The 15,893-nt window shown below is 64.5% G+C and carries 17 protein-coding genes and 1 tRNA gene; 8 read left to right on the top strand and 10 right to left on the bottom strand.

Annotated features, from left to right (window positions below; genetic code table 11):
• The first annotated feature begins 12 nt into the window (after window positions 1-12).
• Entirely contained in the window at window positions 13-2,862 is a 2,850-nt protein-coding gene (locus tag D6M19_RS23290; RefSeq protein ID WP_407665396.1) for a cadherin-like domain-containing protein, read from the top strand.
• A gap of 233 nt (window positions 2,863-3,095) precedes the next feature.
• On the opposite strand, the gene D6M19_RS23285 is transcribed toward D6M19_RS23290, so the two are convergent.
• Genes D6M19_RS23285 through D6M19_RS23270 form a run of 4 tightly spaced genes read right to left on the bottom strand, consistent with a single transcriptional unit; the run spans window position 3,096 to window position 6,844 of the window.
• A complete protein-coding gene (locus D6M19_RS23285; RefSeq protein WP_206428611.1) occupies window positions 3,096-3,752 on the bottom strand; it encodes a TetR/AcrR family transcriptional regulator in 657 nt (218 codons plus the stop codon).
• Window positions 3,753-3,759: 7 nt separating this feature from the next.
• The gene (locus tag D6M19_RS23280) at window positions 3,760-4,593 is read right to left on the bottom strand and encodes an NAD(P)-dependent oxidoreductase (RefSeq protein ID WP_123027632.1); all 834 of its coding nucleotides are present in this window, start codon (window positions 4,591-4,593) and stop codon (window positions 3,760-3,762) included.
• Window positions 4,590-5,393: an SDR family oxidoreductase gene (locus D6M19_RS23275; RefSeq protein WP_123027631.1), complete on the bottom strand. Its 804-nt coding sequence runs from the start codon at window positions 5,391-5,393 to the stop codon at window positions 4,590-4,592. Before D6M19_RS23275 ends, D6M19_RS23280 begins: the two co-directional genes overlap by 4 nt.
• Window positions 5,390-6,844 carry an aldehyde dehydrogenase family protein gene (locus D6M19_RS23270; protein WP_123027630.1) on the bottom strand — a complete coding sequence of 485 codons (1,455 nt, stop codon included), beginning with the start codon at window positions 6,842-6,844 and terminating at the stop codon, window positions 5,390-5,392. Before D6M19_RS23270 ends, D6M19_RS23275 begins: the two co-directional genes overlap by 4 nt.
• Before the next feature lie 95 nt (window positions 6,845-6,939).
• Here D6M19_RS23270 and D6M19_RS23265 point away from each other — a divergent pair, with 95 nt between their 5' ends.
• Both D6M19_RS23265 and D6M19_RS23260 read left to right on the top strand, forming a co-directional pair.
• Window positions 6,940-7,713, top strand: a complete 774-nt coding sequence (locus D6M19_RS23265) for an SDR family oxidoreductase (RefSeq protein ID WP_123027629.1) — start codon at window positions 6,940-6,942, stop codon at window positions 7,711-7,713.
• A 33-nt stretch (window positions 7,714-7,746) separates the two neighbouring features.
• A complete protein-coding gene (locus tag D6M19_RS23260; protein ID WP_123027628.1) occupies window positions 7,747-8,535 on the top strand; it encodes a carboxymuconolactone decarboxylase family protein in 789 nt (262 codons plus the stop codon).
• Between the two features lie 41 nt (window positions 8,536-8,576).
• On the opposite strand, the gene D6M19_RS23255 is transcribed toward D6M19_RS23260, so the two are convergent.
• The 3 genes from D6M19_RS23255 to D6M19_RS34905 are packed head-to-tail and all read right to left on the bottom strand — an operon-like array spanning window position 8,577 to window position 10,215.
• Window positions 8,577-9,404: an enoyl-CoA hydratase/isomerase family protein gene (locus D6M19_RS23255; RefSeq protein ID WP_164478647.1), complete on the bottom strand. Its 828-nt coding sequence runs from the start codon at window positions 9,402-9,404 to the stop codon at window positions 8,577-8,579.
• A gap of 16 nt (window positions 9,405-9,420) precedes the next feature.
• Complete coding sequence (locus D6M19_RS34910) at window positions 9,421-9,900, bottom strand: MmyB family transcriptional regulator (RefSeq protein ID WP_327389821.1); 480 nt, start codon at window positions 9,898-9,900, stop codon at window positions 9,421-9,423.
• Between the two features lie 15 nt (window positions 9,901-9,915).
• Window positions 9,916-10,215 (bottom strand): helix-turn-helix domain-containing protein, encoded by a 300-nt coding sequence (locus D6M19_RS34905; protein WP_234835005.1) that lies wholly within the window; start codon window positions 10,213-10,215, stop codon window positions 9,916-9,918.
• Window positions 10,216-10,329: 114 nt separating this feature from the next.
• Between D6M19_RS34905 and D6M19_RS23245 the strand changes: the two genes are divergently transcribed.
• The 4 genes from D6M19_RS23245 to D6M19_RS23230 all read left to right on the top strand — a co-directional run bounded on the left by D6M19_RS23245 (window position 10,330) and on the right by D6M19_RS23230 (window position 12,718).
• The gene (locus tag D6M19_RS23245; protein ID WP_206428610.1) at window positions 10,330-11,235 is read left to right on the top strand and encodes an alpha/beta hydrolase; all 906 of its coding nucleotides are present in this window, start codon (window positions 10,330-10,332) and stop codon (window positions 11,233-11,235) included.
• Between the two features lie 11 nt (window positions 11,236-11,246).
• Complete coding sequence (locus D6M19_RS23240; RefSeq protein ID WP_206428609.1) at window positions 11,247-11,417, top strand: hypothetical protein; 171 nt, start codon at window positions 11,247-11,249, stop codon at window positions 11,415-11,417.
• Window positions 11,418-11,589: 172 nt separating this feature from the next.
• On the top strand, window positions 11,590-12,048 hold the full coding sequence (locus tag D6M19_RS35180) for an isochorismatase family protein (protein WP_327389819.1): 459 nt from the start codon (window positions 11,590-11,592) through the stop codon (window positions 12,046-12,048).
• Window positions 12,029-12,718, top strand: a complete 690-nt coding sequence (locus tag D6M19_RS23230; RefSeq protein WP_123027625.1) for an SDR family NAD(P)-dependent oxidoreductase — start codon at window positions 12,029-12,031, stop codon at window positions 12,716-12,718. Before D6M19_RS35180 ends, D6M19_RS23230 begins: the two co-directional genes overlap by 20 nt.
• A 71-nt stretch (window positions 12,719-12,789) precedes the next feature.
• On the opposite strand, the gene D6M19_RS23225 is transcribed toward D6M19_RS23230, so the two are convergent.
• Window positions 12,790-12,875, bottom strand: a tRNA-Tyr gene (locus D6M19_RS23225).
• A gap of 170 nt (window positions 12,876-13,045) precedes the next feature.
• On the opposite strand from D6M19_RS23225, the gene D6M19_RS23220 reads away from it, so the two are divergent.
• Entirely contained in the window at window positions 13,046-13,537 is a 492-nt protein-coding gene (locus D6M19_RS23220) for a YajQ family cyclic di-GMP-binding protein (RefSeq protein WP_123027624.1), read from the top strand.
• On the opposite strand, the gene D6M19_RS23215 is transcribed toward D6M19_RS23220, so the two are convergent.
• Both D6M19_RS23215 and D6M19_RS23210 read right to left on the bottom strand, forming a co-directional pair.
• Complete coding sequence (locus tag D6M19_RS23215; RefSeq protein WP_164478646.1) at window positions 13,524-14,003, bottom strand: lipoprotein LppJ family protein; 480 nt, start codon at window positions 14,001-14,003, stop codon at window positions 13,524-13,526. The genes D6M19_RS23220 and D6M19_RS23215 overlap by 14 nt on opposite strands.
• A gap of 58 nt (window positions 14,004-14,061) precedes the next feature.
• A complete protein-coding gene (locus D6M19_RS23210) occupies window positions 14,062-15,888 on the bottom strand; it encodes an alpha/beta hydrolase (protein ID WP_123027622.1) in 1,827 nt (608 codons plus the stop codon).
• Between the last annotated feature and the right edge of the window lie 5 nt (window positions 15,889-15,893).

Raw genomic sequence — 15,893 nt, 5'->3', positions numbered from 1 at the left:
GTGGTCAAGCGCATGGAGGGTCTTCGCTGGCGTCGGGCCTGCCTCTTCGGTGCGGTGAGGAGGACCCCGATGACGACTGGTGCCATGTTTGTCGGTCGCGTCGGCGCCCTGGCCGTCGCGCTGGGAGTCGGGATGGCGGTCACGAGCACGCAGTCCTCGGCGTGGGCCCGCCCCGACTCACCCAGCGACACGGATACGAAGCCGCACAGAATCCACTCGCATCACGAAACGAACGCCTCCGATTCGACGCCCGACAAGGATTCAGCGACCGAATCGGATCCGACGTCCGGGCCCGATCCGGCGTCGGCCGCCACGACCACAACCCGCCGCCCGCCGCGGTTGAGGATTCACGAGTTCGGATCGCCGAACCTAGTCGGACGTGACGAGTCTCGGGATGACACCGTCGCACCGAACCTCACGCAAAGCAGATCCAACGTGCCCCGGCCGAGACACGTGTTCGCGCCGCGACCGAATGACACCGCACCCGAGCCGACGACGTTGGCGACCAGCAAGACGTCGACGCCACCGATGCTGCCGACACCACATCAGGAGCTGAAATCTGCCGTCAAGCACACCATTACGTCGTTCGCGCAGAAGGCCGAAGCCGTGAGCACGCCCCCTTTCGTGGAGCCGCGCACATCCGTCGTCGAATCCGTCGTTCCCGCCACGCAACGCCAGGCGGCGCTCGTGGCACCGGCGCCGGCCACCGGAGTCGCGGCGTTCAACGCGTTGCCTGCCACCATCGTCAAGACGATATCCAGCGTGGCGAACATCGTGCTGGGGTCGTTGGCTTCGCCCAAGCCCGGCGTACCCCAAGATTCCCCGGTGATGTGGGCCGTGCTGGCCGTCGTGCGGAGGGAGTTCTTCAACCAGACCCCCGAAATCAAATCAGCTGTCTCCGAACCGAATTCCGAGGGAAAGATCACCATCAGCCTGAACCAGACCGACGGCGACGGCGACAAGCTGAACTACACCGCCACCACCAACGGCGACAAGGGCACGGTCGCGGTCAACGCCGACGGCCACACCCTCACCTACACGCCGAAACCAGGAGCGACGGGCACCGACACCGTGACGGTCACCGCATCCGACGCCACGACACCCCACATTCACGGACTGCCCGGCCTGATCAACGCGCTGAGCTTCGGCCGACTCGGCGACGCCGGACACACCGCAACCACCACCGTCACCGTCACCCTGAACACTCCGCCCGAGCTGTCGCTCACGGCCGACGAACCCGATGACACAGGCGAGGTGACGGTGACGGCGGTGGCGACCGACGCCGACCACAATCCGCTCACTTTGACGATCACCCAACCCGCGGGCGCCAAAGGCACCGTGGGCACGCCGACACTGGTCGACGCGAGCACCGGCACCTACGCGATCGTCTACACCCCCAGCGAGCAGGCCCGCCACGCCGCTGCGGGCGCCACGGCGCCACAGACCGACAGCTTCACCGTCACCATCACCGACGGGCACGGCGGCACGGTGACCAAGACCGCCACCGTCACCATCGATCCCCAGAACACGGACCCGAACTTCGTGGAGGTCAAGGATCGCTCAACCGACTCTGACGGAACCGTCACCGGCACAGTGGTATTCGCCGATACCGATATGGACGCGGTGACGTACTCCGGTACCGGGAAAACCGGTAAGGGCAGCGTGGTGGTCGACGCAGGCGGCGCGTTCACCTACACCCCCGATGCAGGCCAGCGCTTCATCGCCGCGTTCGCCAGCGGCGCCTACACCGACACCTTCACCGTCACCGCCGCCGACGGCCACGGCGGTACGAGCACCACAGACGTCACCGTCACGATCACGCCGGCTGAGATCACCGCATCGAACGCGCAGGAGGCACTTACCGCGGCGCAGGCCGCCATCGCGGCTGACACCGCGGCGCTTGCCGAGGCGCAAGCCGCGTTCAGCGAGACACTGCAGCAATACCTGGCTTCGCACCCGCAACAGAGCGACGACACCCAACTCGCCGCGTTCACGGCGCTGGACGCCGCGACCGACCCCGGCAGCACCTTGTCACCGGAGGACCTGATGCGACTCAACGCTCAGGCGCAGCTGATAGCGGCCGCTGCGAATAGCGGGGCAGGAACCATCGAACTCACGGCCGCAGTGAACGGGGCTCGGGTTGTTGGGCAAGAGGGTACGAGCCTTCCGCCCGATCTCGTCATGGACGAGCAGTTCGCGAAACTGAAAGCCCAACAAGCCGACGTGGACAAGAGGAAAGACGATCTGCAGGCGGCACTGAACGCCTCCGCCGAGGCGCAGGCGCAAATAGTTTCCCAGACGGCGAACGGGCCCGTGTATCAGAAGGTCTCGTACACGGTCAACGCGGACCACAGCGTCAGCGGGCAGATCTATTTCGTCGGCGCCCCCGACAATGATCCGATCAAGATATACGGAACGGGCATCGACGGTTCGTATTACTACTTCGACGAATCGGGAAACTCGGGCGGCAAGTTCTTCATCCCGGCACCTACCAGTTCGTCCTACTCTTCGACCGTCACGGTGACGGCTTATGCGGTCGACAAATACGAGAATCCCACCCAAGTCACCGTCACCCTCGACCGGTCGACACCGACCGTGCCCCCGAGCGTGATCCCTCCTGGCGCCAGCTCCCTTGGCACCTACGCGGGATTTGGCCAGAGCTTGCAATCCGGCTACAACTCGGCCAGCGCGAAGTACGAAGAGGCAGAGGCCCAACACCAAATGGCTCTTGAACAGCAAAACGCTGAACTGATCGCCGCGACGCAACAAGCGCGCAACGACATCAACTCCCAACTAACGGCCATCCTCAGCGGAATGTCCGCCAACCAAGCCGCGTTTGTCACGGCCATCAACCAGGTCTGAGAACAGAAGCGTTCAGCTCGGTCGTCCGGTCGAGCAGCCTATTGGTGGTGACCCGGCCCTCCACTCTGGCTAGAGGTGACCCCGCACATGTGTGAATGCCTCTGCCGAAAGTGATTTTCGTGAGTCACGATTGGCAGCTCCACGATCCGTTGTTGGCCGCAGCTACTCCTGCGAGCGCATCCTCCCCGGACGCCGTCGCGCGCACCGTTACAGCGAAACGCGATCTCGGAGTCTCATGAAGCCGAGTTCCCGCGGGCGATGAGCTGGTCGGTCTCGGCGGAGGCGGGTGCTTGGAGGAATCCCGCGAGGCCGTCGACGACGCCACTTACGAACAGCGCGAATGGCACAACCGCGTCGTCGCGCCGCACCGCGCGCTCGCGCTCCGCAGCGAGGTGCACCGCTAAGTCCTGAACCTGCTGAATCCTCATCGACCGTGCGGGTTCAGGGATGTGCGATAACAGGCGTTGCATCCCGGAAGCAAACTCTTGCTGCGATCTCGCCGCGTCCGACTGATGAAGTAAAACCTCAACCGCGCCGACACGTTGCAGCTGCTCCACAAAGGACACGTACGAGCTGTCGGGCGACTCCGCCAGCTCGATCAGCGGAAGTATGTGTGCCTCCAGCTGCTCCCGAAGGTCGTCGGGATTCGCCCTGGCCCGCAGGAGCGCGCGGCGTTGCATCAGGTCGCCCAGTCGGTAGGCGAATATCGCGCGGAGAAGATCATCTTTGGAACCGAAGTGATATTGGATCGCCGAATTGTTCGACGATCCCGCCTCAATCGAGATCTGGCGCAGCGAGATGCCGGCGAGCCCATGCTCGGCGAATAGCCGCTCGGCTGTGAGAAGCAGCTGCAGCGCCGTCGCAGGGGGTGGTCCGGTCGTCGGGTTCACCTTGAGATCATTGCGCATCTGGCGGCGCCGAATCGTTGAGGTGCATGGCGTCGATTGTGGCCGTCGCCATCTGGAGCAACCCGCGAGAGTTCGCGCCCACCACGGCGGCGAAGATGGCGACGTCTTTTGCGAGAAGCGGCCCGGCCAGCTCCGCCATCACAGACAGGCTGCGGCCCGAATTGGCGATGACCTCGGCTGCGTAGCTGCGGGCGCTGCCGGCCGAGAGGACATCGGCCAGGGCGTCGAGATCCAAGCCAAGGCTGCCCGCAACAGAAAAGGTACTGGCGGCCAGGCCAAGATGAGCGGTGAACAGCGAGTTGTTCAGCAGCTTGGCTGCCTGCCCCGACCCTAGGCCGCCCAGATGGATCACCGAGTTGGCGTACGTTTCGAAGACAGGCCGGCACCGCTCGATCGGTTCGCGTTCGCCGCCCACCATGACGAGCAGCGCCTTGGCCGCCGCCATGTGACCGCCTCCGGAGACGGGGGCGTCGACGAAATGAACGTCGGCGTAGTCCGCCTGCAGACGTATGCACGTGTCGGGATGGACGGTGCTGTGAATCACGACGATCCCGCCCGGCGCCATTCCGGCAAGCGCCCCCTCCTCGCCTCGAAGGATTTCGTCGACATCACCATCGCCGGTTACACAGAGACACAGCACGTCCGATGCAGCCCCGAGCGCGCGGCGATCCGTCGCGTAGGCGGCACCGGTGTCAGCGAAAGGCTCCAGGGACTGAGCTCTTCGCGCCCACAGCGTCGTGGTGAACCCGTCCTCGATGACTCTGCGAGCCATCGGTCCACCTTGGGACCCGAGACCGGCGAATCCAACGCGAAGTCGTGTCATCCTTGCGCTTCGATGCTCGCCTGTATGTAGGCCTCGATATCGCTGGCGCGCTCCAGCAGGCTGTCATTCACCTCGGGTGCGGTGACGACAAGGAATCGCCCGGCCTCGACCGCGTCGGCAGCCAGATTGCCGACGTCTTCGGCAGTCACGATCTGGTGAGCGGGCGCAACGGGCGTCACACCGACTTCACCGTATGCGGTGATGCCTTCGAGAATGTTCGTGATGACCCCAGACGGGCAAAGGCACGTGACGCCAACGCCTTTCGGCCCAAGATAGGTCGCCAGTGCCTCAGACATCCCCACGATCGCGTGCTTGGACGCGACATAGGGGAGACGATCGAAACCATAGCCCAGCAACCCCGATGCGGAAGCGGTGTTGATCACGTGACCGCTGCCCTGCGCGATCAACCCTGGCAGGAACACTCTGTTGCTGCGGGCGACGCTGAAGAGGTTGACGTCGATCGTGCGGGTCCACGCTTCGTCGGGCAGTGTCTCTGGAGCGCCGATCGCCAGCACTCCAACGTTGTTCATCACCAGATCGATTCGACCGAACCGCTCCAGCGCGGCGTCGCGAAGCTTCTCGAGTTCCGCTTCCGTGGTGACGTCGACAGGCAGCCCGATGACCCGACCCCCCAGTGATCCGATCCGCTCGACGACCTCAGTGACACGCTGTTCAGAGAGGTCGCTCACGACGACGGAGGCTCCGCGCTGCGCGAAGGCGAGCGCTGTCGCGCGGCCGATACCGCTGCCCGCGCCGGTGAGAACGGTGACCGCGCCGTTGAGATCGAGTGGCTTACTCATGCGATACCAACCGCTTTCGTGCGCAGGAACTCGAACAGACCTTCCTCCCCTCCTTCGCGGCCGTAGCCCGAGATTCCGACGCCTCCGAAGGCGAGCTCACAGCCGACCACCGGGCTCGCCCCGTTGATGTAGACGCCGCCGGCGTGCAGTGCCGTCACCAGGCGTTGTATCCGGTCGATGTCCTTGGTGTAGACGTACGAGGCCAGCCCGTATTCCGTTGAGTTCGCGATCTCGATTGCCTGCTCTTCGGATTCGAAGCGAATCAGCGAGAGCACAGGGCCGAACACTTCGACCTGGCCGAGCTCGGAAGCCGGGTCGACGTCGCCGAGCACTGTCGGTTCGACGAAGAAGCCGTCCGGAAGGTGGCTGGGAGCGCGACCGCCTGCCAACAGCTTCGCCCCGTCGGCCTGCGCTCGTTCGATCATCGCCAGGATCCTGTCCTGCGCCTGGCGGGTGACGACGGGGCTGATGACGGTCGCCGGATCGAACGGATCTCCACAGCGCATGCCGTCGACCATCGCGACGACGCGCTCCACGACGGCGTCGTAGATGTCGCTGTGAACGAGCATGCGCGACGGGATCGCACACCCCTGCCCTGCGAGTGTGCCAAGCACACTGAAGGCGTTGACGGCGACGGCCATATCCAGGTCCGCGTCGGGAAAAACGATATTGGCCGACTTGCCGCCGAGTTCGAGGACAGCGGGCTTGAGGAATTCCGCACACGTGGCGAGGATTTTGCGCGCGGTTGACGGTCCACCGGTGAAGCTGACTTTCTGGACGAGCGGGTGACGTACGAGTGCGTCTCCGGTCTCGGGGCCGCCCAGCACGAGATTGACGACGCCGTCCGGGATTCCCGCTTCTCGAACCAACCGCATCACGTGTTCGGTGGCGTACGGCGTCAGCTCGGACGGCTTCATGACGACTGTGTTTCCCGCCGCAAGAGCCGGAATCAGTTTCATCCCAACGGATACAACGGGACCGTTCCACGTAAGGATGATCCCGACGACGCCGTACGGCTCCGGCATCGAATAGGCGAGCTCGCGCTGGTTGGCCGGAAACGACGTGACACGTCCTTCGACTTTGTCGGCCCAGCCTGCGTAGTACGCCGTCCAGTGCGCCATGATGCCGACGAGCGGCTGGCTCATGCCTGCCGTCATTCCGTTGTCGAGCACCGACAGTCGTGCGATCTCGTCGGCGTCGCGCTCCATCAGCTCGCCGAGTCGCCGGAGTACTCGCGCCCGCTCCGACGGCCGCCAGGCGCGCCAGGCGGGGTACGCGGCATCGGCGGCGCGCACTGCGGCGTCGACGTCGTCAGGCCCGGCAAGCGGGACGAGGCCCTGGATCTCGCCGGTAGCCGGATAGACGTGATGGTGCACGCCTCCCGAACCGCTCGTACGTGTCTCGCCGCCGATGTGCAAGTGCACGTCGGGAACGGTCAGGTCAACGGTCATCGAGACGTCCTCCGCTTCAATCTGCAGCCGCTAAGCTATTTATCTTATTTGTAAGGCACTTGACTTCATAGGTCAAGTGTGTGCCTAATGCTCGGATGGACGTGAAGGAACTTTTCGACCTCACCGGCAAGGTCGCCGTGGTCACTGGTGGGGCAGGCGGCATTGGCGAGGTGTATGCCGAAGCGCTCTGCGACGTCGGCGCTTGCGTCGTCATCGCCGACGTCAACATCGACGCAGCACAGCACACCGCTGACACGCTCGAGGGCAAGGGATTCCAGGCCGTCGCAGTACATCTCGATGTCACCTCGGCCGACTCGGCGGCACAGATGGCATCGGCGACGACCGAGGCATTCGGCGGGATAGACATTCTCATCAACAACGCAGCAGTGATGACCAACCTGCCTCCGTACGGTTTATCGAACATGCCTGTGCCCGACTGGGACCGGGTTCTCAACGTGAACCTGCGCGGCCCGCTGCTGTGCACCCAGGCTGTCGTCGAATCGATGACGGAGCGCGGCGGCGGCCGAATCGTGAACGGTCTGTCTGCCGGCGGTTTCATGCCGGGCGGAATCTACGGCGTCTCCAAATACGCATTGCACGGATTGACGTGCAACCTCGCCGCCGAGCTTGGAGGTCGGGGCATCAATGTCAACGGAATCGCGCCAGGCCTGGTGGACAACGAGAGCGGCTATGTGAGCCTGCCGAAGGATTCGCCGTTCCGGGAGATCCTCGGCGCACAGATCCCCGGGAAGACTTCGGGGCCGCCCGCGGACTTGATCGGCACCATGCTTCTGCTGTGCTCACCGGCGGGCGAGTGGATCAACGGCCAAACCATCTCGGTCGACGGCGGCTGGATCATGCGGCTGTGAGCAAGCGCCGGCATTCGATGAAAGGAGACCGGGATGTCTGAATGGTCGACGCGCGGCGAGCGCCAAGCGATCGCCAGGGCCGAATACGAGCACATAATGCAGTCTGAAAGCCCGGATCCCTGTGGCGCTTTCATCGAGGCCGGCGTCGTCGGGTTTGTGTTCGGCGAGATGTGGCGCCGCGGGGTCCTCACTCCAAGAGACCGGCGGTGGATCACCCTCACCTGCGTCGGCGCGGCTGGTGCGATCACCCCGATCGAAACCCACGTGTACGCAGCGCTCAAGAGCGGCGACATCTCGTACTCCGAGTTCGACGAATTCGTACTGCATTTCGGCACCCAAGCGGGCTGGCCCAAGGCGTCTGCCATGCAGATGTACGGAATGGTGAGCATGTTCAAAATCGGCGATGAAACGGGTGAGCAGGCGGCGCCCCTCGACTACGAGCTCTGGGCCGAACCCACCGAGGACAGCATCCGGCGGCAACGCGGTATCGCCGCCTATCACGAAATCCACGGCGAGCCACCGCCACCCGCGTCGACACCGTTTCACGGTCGCGCCCGCCTCGACTACCTGTACGGCGAGGTCTGGAGTCGCCAGAAGTACCTCACCCGCCGCGACCGACGAATCATCAGCATCTGCAGCGCCGCCTCGACCGCTGTCGATGAAGAGGTGACCGACCACCTGCGGGCTGCCCTCACACTGGGCGACATGACGCGGGACGAACTCGAGGAACTCGTCGTTCACTTCGCGGTCTACTTGGGCTGGAATCTCGGCCGACGCCTCGATGACCTCTTGAGTGACGTCGTGAGCACGATCGATACCTAGACGAATACGTCAGTGAGTATCGCAGACCACCACAGTTGATCTCACAGCGAGCCGATGCGACCACCGAGGTCGCGTTCGAGGTCACCACGCGTCTGCAGACCCTGCCCGAACAACGTTGCGATGCGCGCTTGAACCACGTCTGAGGCGACAAAATGTCGAAAGCGCTTGGCATCAGCCCGATATGCGTCGGCAGGCGCCAGCGTCAGCTCGTTGACCACTGCTTTGGTGGCACGCACGGCATCCGCGGGGAAGGAGGCGATACGCCTGGCGAGATCTGCGACGAAATCGTCCAATTCGGCGTCAGGCAATGCGCGGTTGATCCAGCCGTAGCGCTCCGCCTCGTCCGCATCGAAATCCGCCGCGCCAAGCAGTGCCTCCATGGCTCGCCCCCGACCGAGCAGGCGTGCGAGATGCTGCACACCGCCTGCGCCCGGTGGCGCACCGAATCCCACCTCCGGCTGGCCCAACACGGCATTCTCGCGGGCGGCGAATCGCATGTCGCACGCCAGGGCGAGTTCACTACCCGCACCGCGTGCCCGCCCGCGCAGCTTCGCGATCGTAACCACCGGCACTTGACTGAGCTTGCGCCACAGCATGCCCAACGACGCGTCCTCCGGCCCTCCGGCCTTCGCCGCTTCTGCGGTGTACTCCGCGACCTTCGTCAGATCGACATGCGGGACAAAATAGTCGGGGTCAGCACTCTCCAGCACTAACACCGCGACCTCGTCGTCGGCTTCCAACGCGTCGAGAAAGCCGACCAGATCGCGGACAAGTGCAGGCCCGATCAGGTTCATCGGCGGCGCGTCGATGGCCGCCGTCATGATGCGCTGATCGTCCTGTCGGATGCGCAACGTTGAGTACTCCTGCATCATGGCACCTCCTGGGTCACAGACAACGCAACTGCCGCAACGCTTCTTCCGACGGGGTCCCGGGTGCGTAAAAGACGATCAGATGCTGCCCACCCGAGTTTGGCACACTCAACCTGTTGCGATGAAGGTGTAACTCGCCGACGACCGGGTGACGCACGTGCATGATCCCTGCGCGGTAACCCACCTCTGCACGCTCCCACAATTCCCCGAACCGGTCACTCGAAGCGGACAATTCGTCGATCAGCTCGCGCATGCGAGGATCGTCCGACGCGCTGCCGGCGACTTCCCTCAAACCGCTCACCGCGATATCCGTCGCCTCGTCCCAATCGACGAAGAAGTCTTTCGCCGCCGGGTCCACCAACCGCCATCGCGGGAAGTTCTGGCCGGGCGCATACGCGGGTGACAGTGCCCGTGCGATCGCGTTGGAGGCGAGCACGTCTTGGTACCTGTTCGCCACGATTGCAGGCATAGGCAGCTGGTCGATCAGCTGCTCCAGGTCGTCGGCTGCAGTCTAGAGGTCAGGCTGCGGGATATCACGGCCGCTGGCCAGTTGATACAGATACTCCATTGCCCTGATATCCAATTGCAGCGCGCGGGCCAGCGCATTGAGAATCTGCGGCGGGTTCTTGTCACGCTCCTGCTTCAGCCGCAGGTAGTACTCGGAGCTGACGCCGGCCACCGTCGCCAGTTCCTCGCGTCGCAAACCTCGGACACGTCGCCGAGCACCCGCCACCAGCCCGACATCTTCTGGCCGGACCTGTCCGCGCCGCGAACGAAGGTAGTCCCCGAGGGCGTTTCCTGCTGCCGCCACCCAATGAGCGTAAGCCTGTCCCTCCCAGCACCATGGTCGATGGGATTTCCCTGTTCGGACATGGTGGACCGATCGTGAATGTTATGCCGTTAGACAACGCGAAAGGAGCAGATGATGCGGCGACAAGACGTCGAATTCACCGGCGAAGGCGCAGTGACGTTGAGGGGCTGGCTGTTCGGGCCCGACGATGCGGGGCCCCATCCGGGCATCACGATGGCGCACGGCTTCGCGGGCGTCAAGGAACACGGGCTGGAGCGATTCGCACGGGTGTTCGCCGAGGCCGGCTTCGTGGTGCTGGTGCACGACCATCGCGGTTTCGGGGCCAGCGACGGCGAGCCACGCTTCGATGTCGACCCGTGGATTCAGATCGCCGATTGGCGGCGTGCTATTTCCTTCTTGGAAAGTCGCCCCGCCGTCGATCCGGACCGCATCGGCCTCTGGGGAACGAGCTACGCGGGCGGGCACGCCATCGTGCTGGGTGCTACCGATCGGCGGCTGCGCGCCGTCGTCGCTCAGGTGCCCACAATCAGCGGCTACGAGCAGAGCCTGCGACGCATCGCGCCCCATGACGTGGCGGCGCTGGAAGCGGGATTCATCGAGGACGAACGACGCCAGTTCCGCGGCGAGCCGCCCGCAACGCAAGCCGTGGTGGGCGCGGATCCCGCGATCCCGGCGGCATACCGCGCCGCCGACGCCATCGCGTTCTACAACCAGCCGGTGCCCGAAGGTGTCTGGCAGAACCTCATGACAGTGCGGTCCTCGCGCGCCGCCAGGATGTACGAACCGGGCACGTGGATCTCGCGCGTCTCCCCCACCCCGTTGCTGATGGTCGTCGGGCTACAGGACACCGTCACCGTCACCGACCTCGCGCTGGCCGCCTACGAACGTGCATTGCAACCCAAGAAACTCGTCACCATCCGTGGCGGACACTTCGACCCCTACCTAAACCAGTTCGGCCTGGCCGCCGGTGCGGCCCGCGACTGGTTCGTCGAGCACCTCGCCTCAACCGAAACCCGCTGAAAGGAAACACCATGACCGAACTCGCCTACGAAACGATGGTCCATGAGGGTCTGCCGCGTCAGCGCGAACAGCGGCTGCCCGACGGCAGCGCCATCGTGTCCTCACCGGTGACGTCAACGCTGATCTACGGCGCGCACGACGCCGTGCTGGTCGACCCGCCGTTCACTCGCGACCAGGTGTGACCCGCAGAACGACGTCCTGAGTCCCACCGGAAAGAACTGGGACAGCGTGGGTGCCAGTGTGACCGAGAACAATACCGTCCAACACTTGGTCGACATCCTTGCTGCCGCCAAGGCCACGGGCTTCGGCGTGTACATCTCTGCGCACTACTTCTATCCGACCGACAGCACCTGACTGTTCAACGGCCCACTCGAATCGGACAAGTTCCGCACCCACACCTTCGCCCGCAACGGCGCCCTCACGCTGGACGGATTCACCGGGTCCGGCGCCGACTGGCTCGACGAATTCAAAACCTTCATCGATGACAGCGAAACGATCGTCGTCAGCCCACACAAGGTGTGGAGTCCCCAATCGAACGACCCTATCCTGCAACTCCGTAAACGGGGCATCGCCAAGATAATCCTGTGTGGCATGTTGGCCAACATGTGCGTGGAGTCGCACCTGCGGGACCTGCTCGAGAACGGTTTCGAGGTGACCGTCGTTCGCGACGCCACGGCAGGCCCACGGCACCCCACCCGAGGGGACGGGTACCAGGCGGCACTTATCAACTACGCGTTCCTCGCCCACACCGTCGTCGCCACAGCCGAGGTCGTAACCGTTATGACCGCAGCAGTTGAGAGCACCGACACATGAACACACCTCGGTCTCCGCATTCGCCCGGGCGTGGAACGGCCCGCTGCACATCCTGGTCAACAATGCCGGAGTCATGGCGTTGCCCGAGCTGCAGCGCAGTGCGCTGGGGTGTGCGATGCAATTCGCAAGCAACTTCCTCGGGCATTTCGTCCTCGCCGCACAGTTGCGGAACGCTCTCGCCTCCGCCGGCGGCGCGCGCGTGGTGTCGGTCAGTTCGACCGGGCATCTGTTCTCGCCCATGGTATTTGACGATCTCCATTACCGGTTCCGCCCCTACGATCCGATGACCGCTTACGGTCAGTCGAAGACGGCGACCGTATTGCTGGCCGTCGAGGTAACTGCGCGGTGGGCCGATGACGGAATCGTCTCCAACGCACTGAATCCGGGTGCGATCGCCACCGGTCTCCAAAAGCACACCGGCGGGTTGCGCACTCCTGAGGAGTTCCAGAAAACCGTCGAACAAGGCGCGTCGACATCAGTGCTGCTGGCGGCGTCGCCGCTCATCGAGGGGTTCGGCGGACGGTACTTCGAGAACAACAACGAGGCCGACGTAGTCACCGAACGTGCCGAGAATCTCGGCCGTGCCGGCGGGGTCGCGAGCTACGCGCTCGATGGCGACAACGCGACGCGTCTGTGGCGCGAGGCATCCTCCCTGACGGCGGTCGGATAGTCGTCGACCAGAGCGGCCCAATGGCATAGGTCGCGGACCAGGCCCGGAGTCAAACCCGACGATCCTGACCTTGGTGGCAGGTGCAGGATTCGAACCTGCGTAGGCGTTAGCCGACGGATTTACAGTCCGCTCCCATTGGCCGCTCGGGCAACCTGCCATTGTGCGACTAGCAGGGTACAACGAGGACCCACCGAGGACGAAAACGGCCGGCTGCCCCTGCGCCGAGATCGACGTTTTGCAGCGGTCTACTCGCACTTTCCCTGCGAAATGTCGGTTTGGGCGTCGTGGGATAGTACATACGAGCACAACGAGAGGAGAGCCGATCCAATGGCGGATTCAAGCTTCGACGTCGTCAGCAAGGTCGATCGACAAGAGGTCGACAACGCCCTCAACCAGGCCGCCAAGGAGCTGTCCACCCGCTTCGACTTCCGCGGCACCGACACCCACATCGAATGGCAGGGCGAGGAGACCATCACCATCACCTCGTCCACCGAGGAGCGCACCAAGGCCGCCATCGACGTGTTCAAGGAGAAGCTGATCCGTCGCGACATCTCGATGAAGGCCTTCGACGTCGGCGATCCACAGGCGAGCGGCAAGACCTACAAGGTCAGCGGGACCATCAAGCAGGGCATTTCCAGCGAGGACGCCAAGAAGATCACCAAGCTGATTCGCGACGAAGGACCCAAGGGCGTCAAGACGCAAATCCAGGGCGACGAGGTCCGGGTCAGCTCCAAGAAGCGCGACGACCTTCAGGCAGTCCAGGCGTTGTTGAAGAAGGCCGACCTGGAGGTCGCGCTGCAGTTCGTCAACTACCGCTGACCAGCCGGTCGGTGACGTTCACGCTCGCGCCGTCTTTGTGGTCGGCCATGTTGCGGCACTCACCGAAGATGTGCACGTAGCCGTCTTCGCGCGCTACCGGGTTCTGGCCGATCACCGCGAACACTGTGTCGGTGTGGATGACAGTGCCGAACGGGTTCTTGCCCGGCGGCGGGCCGTCGTACCAGCCGTTGCCCTGCGCCACCATCGTCTCGGCGATCTGCTCGAAGTACTTCTTCGGCTCGATATCGTCGGGAATGCGGAAGCCCATCTCGAGCCTGCCCCGATAGGGTGGCTCGCCCTGATCGTTGCACGCCTCGAATCCGACGCCGCCACTCACGTCCTGAAGCGCGGCCACCGCCACGATGGTCTTGGCAGGGTCGACCACCTGCTTGATCGTGTCCTCGTCGGACTGCGTCTGCACCGGCGCCGGCGGCGTCGTCGAGGGTTTGTCGGCATGAGGAAACATCGAGCAGCCTCCTGAAACCACGGCGAGTATGAGGATCACCGTACTCAACTGAAATCGTTTAGAACGCATGGTCTTTGGTCACTGACTCCGATGGACGACCGGTTTCTGGATCGAGGTATGCGGGCGATCCCGGTATGTCGAAGCCTACGGGCGGCAACTCGATCCTTCCGCCGAACGGCAGGTCGATTTCGGTGGGCAGGTCGACGTGCGGCTGCCGGCGGCCGTCGGCCAGCAGCCCTTCATCACCCAGCTCGCCGCCCTCGCCGACGGCGATGTAGGTCATCGCCCGCAGCGACTCGCTGCCCATGTCGTAGTAGTGCGAATGGTCGTTCCTGTCGATGCCGTCGCGCCCGGCCACCTCCGCGTCGAACCTGATCGAGCCAAACTGATCGCCCGCGGGATCCAGCCCGAGACCCGCGTCGAGCCCTACCGGATAGCCCAGTTCACGGTTCAGATAGTCGTGCAGATACTCCGGCGCCGTTCCGATGTAGCTGACCGGGTCCGTCGACGCCGAGCCGACGTAGACATTTCCGCCGTCGAGGTGGAAGTCGGCGGCACTTCTCGCCAAATCCGTTCCTGGGCAACCGATGAGGACGGCGTCGTTGGCGTGCATACCAGACTGGGCGAAGGCGTCGGCCACCGTCGTCGACCCATAGGAATGCCCGATCACCGTGACGTGCTGTTGCGGGTCCTGATGGGTGGTCCAAAGCCCGTTGACGTCGGCCGCCAACACGCTGCCCCCGGCCCGGGCAAGATCCGGGTTGGCGACGCGCGTGTCGGAGAAGCCGTCGGGTGCGTCGTAGCCCATCCACGAGATCACCGAGTGAGTGCTGTTCGGGTCGGCCGCGTTGGCCTGGTCCCAGAGGTTCATGGCGTCGTTGTGGCCGTCGCTGAGCCAGCCACCCTCCACACTGCTGCCGGTGCCAGGCACGGTGACCGTCGTGTTGTCGGCGTAATCGGGGTTGCCGATCGCGATGGCGGCGCGGCCCTGGCCGCGATCTGCGAGCGGCTCGTAGCGCCACAGCATGACCGGCCGCTGCCGGGACGGGTCGGGGTCGTCACCGCGCTGATGGTTCATTCCCTGCTGGACCTTGATGGCGTTGTTGTAGCGCGTGACGTCGTCCGCCGACAGGCCGTAGAAACCGGGGTTCGCCAACACCTGCTCGTTCGAAACACCGTGCTGCGCAGCGGTATCCGCGATCCGGTTCAGGTCGTCGGTGAGCACCTGCTGGTTGACCATGTCGCGCGCCGCCGCGGGAACCCCGTTGAGATTTCCCACCTCTGCCGGATGTTCGGCGATCAGCCGCTCACGGTCCTTCTGGCTCAACGACTTCCACCACTGCTCGACCTCTTCGGCGGTGGCACCGGGCGGCGGCAACGGGATCGGTCGCGCCTCGGGCGGCACGTCGACGACGTCGTCGGCCCGGTCCATCGCGTCGGCCAGCTGCTGATCGACCGTATTCGCTTGCGCCAGCACCTGTTGGATCGCCTGCTGAAGCACTTGTGCGTTGTGCCAATCGTTCGGCAGGGCCGTGGCTGGAAATGTTGGACGGACCGTGCCTGCCGCCGGATCGACCACCATGCCGCAGTCGCGGGCCATGTTCAGCACCTGCGCCAGGTTGTCCTTGACGATCTGGACGTTGACGGCCGCGGCGTCGGCCGCGCGCGCCGCCGCCAGCGCTGCGTCGGCGTCCCTCATCAGCGCCTGCCGGGTCCGCTCGAGCGCCTGCTTGGCCTCCACGGAACCGGGACCCGTCCAGTCCGGAAACGTCGGCAGGTCGTTGGCGGTGTCGATCGACATCTGCGCGCGGGTGCGGGCGGCGTCACCGACCGCGCGGACCGCCCCGGGATCCCAGCGCGCTACGTCCTCGATCGTCAACGACATTGGGG

Source organism: Mycolicibacterium stellerae (genome assembly GCF_003719305.1).
Taxonomy (GTDB): Bacteria; Actinomycetota; Actinomycetes; order Mycobacteriales; family Mycobacteriaceae; genus Mycobacterium; species Mycobacterium stellerae.
This window is presented reverse-complemented; position numbering and strand designations above follow the sequence as displayed.

Bases quoted from the DNA above. Each gene is read 5' to 3' on its own strand.
- D6M19_RS23290 (WP_407665396.1), top strand. From the start codon at position 13: ATGGAGGGTCTTCGCTGGCGTCGGGCCTGCCTCTTCGGTGCGGTGAGG.
- D6M19_RS23280 (WP_123027632.1), bottom strand. From the start codon at position 4,593: ATGACACGACTTCGCGTTGGATTCGCCGGTCTCGGGTCCCAAGGTGGA.
- D6M19_RS23275 (WP_123027631.1), bottom strand. From the start codon at position 5,393: ATGAGTAAGCCACTCGATCTCAACGGCGCGGTCACCGTTCTCACCGGC.
- D6M19_RS23270 (WP_123027630.1), bottom strand. From the start codon at position 6,844: ATGACCGTTGACCTGACCGTTCCCGACGTGCACTTGCACATCGGCGGC.
- D6M19_RS23265 (WP_123027629.1), top strand. From the start codon at position 6,940: ATGGACGTGAAGGAACTTTTCGACCTCACCGGCAAGGTCGCCGTGGTC.
- D6M19_RS23260 (WP_123027628.1), top strand. From the start codon at position 7,747: ATGTCTGAATGGTCGACGCGCGGCGAGCGCCAAGCGATCGCCAGGGCC.
- D6M19_RS23255 (WP_164478647.1), bottom strand. From the start codon at position 9,404: ATGCAGGAGTACTCAACGTTGCGCATCCGACAGGACGATCAGCGCATC.
- D6M19_RS23245 (WP_206428610.1), top strand. From the start codon at position 10,330: ATGCGGCGACAAGACGTCGAATTCACCGGCGAAGGCGCAGTGACGTTG.
- D6M19_RS23240 (WP_206428609.1), top strand. From the start codon at position 11,247: ATGACCGAACTCGCCTACGAAACGATGGTCCATGAGGGTCTGCCGCGT.
- D6M19_RS23220 (WP_123027624.1), top strand. From the start codon at position 13,046: ATGGCGGATTCAAGCTTCGACGTCGTCAGCAAGGTCGATCGACAAGAG.
- D6M19_RS23215 (WP_164478646.1), bottom strand. From the start codon at position 14,003: ATGTTTCCTCATGCCGACAAACCCTCGACGACGCCGCCGGCGCCGGTG.
- D6M19_RS23210 (WP_123027622.1), bottom strand. From the start codon at position 15,888: ATGTCGTTGACGATCGAGGACGTAGCGCGCTGGGATCCCGGGGCGGTC.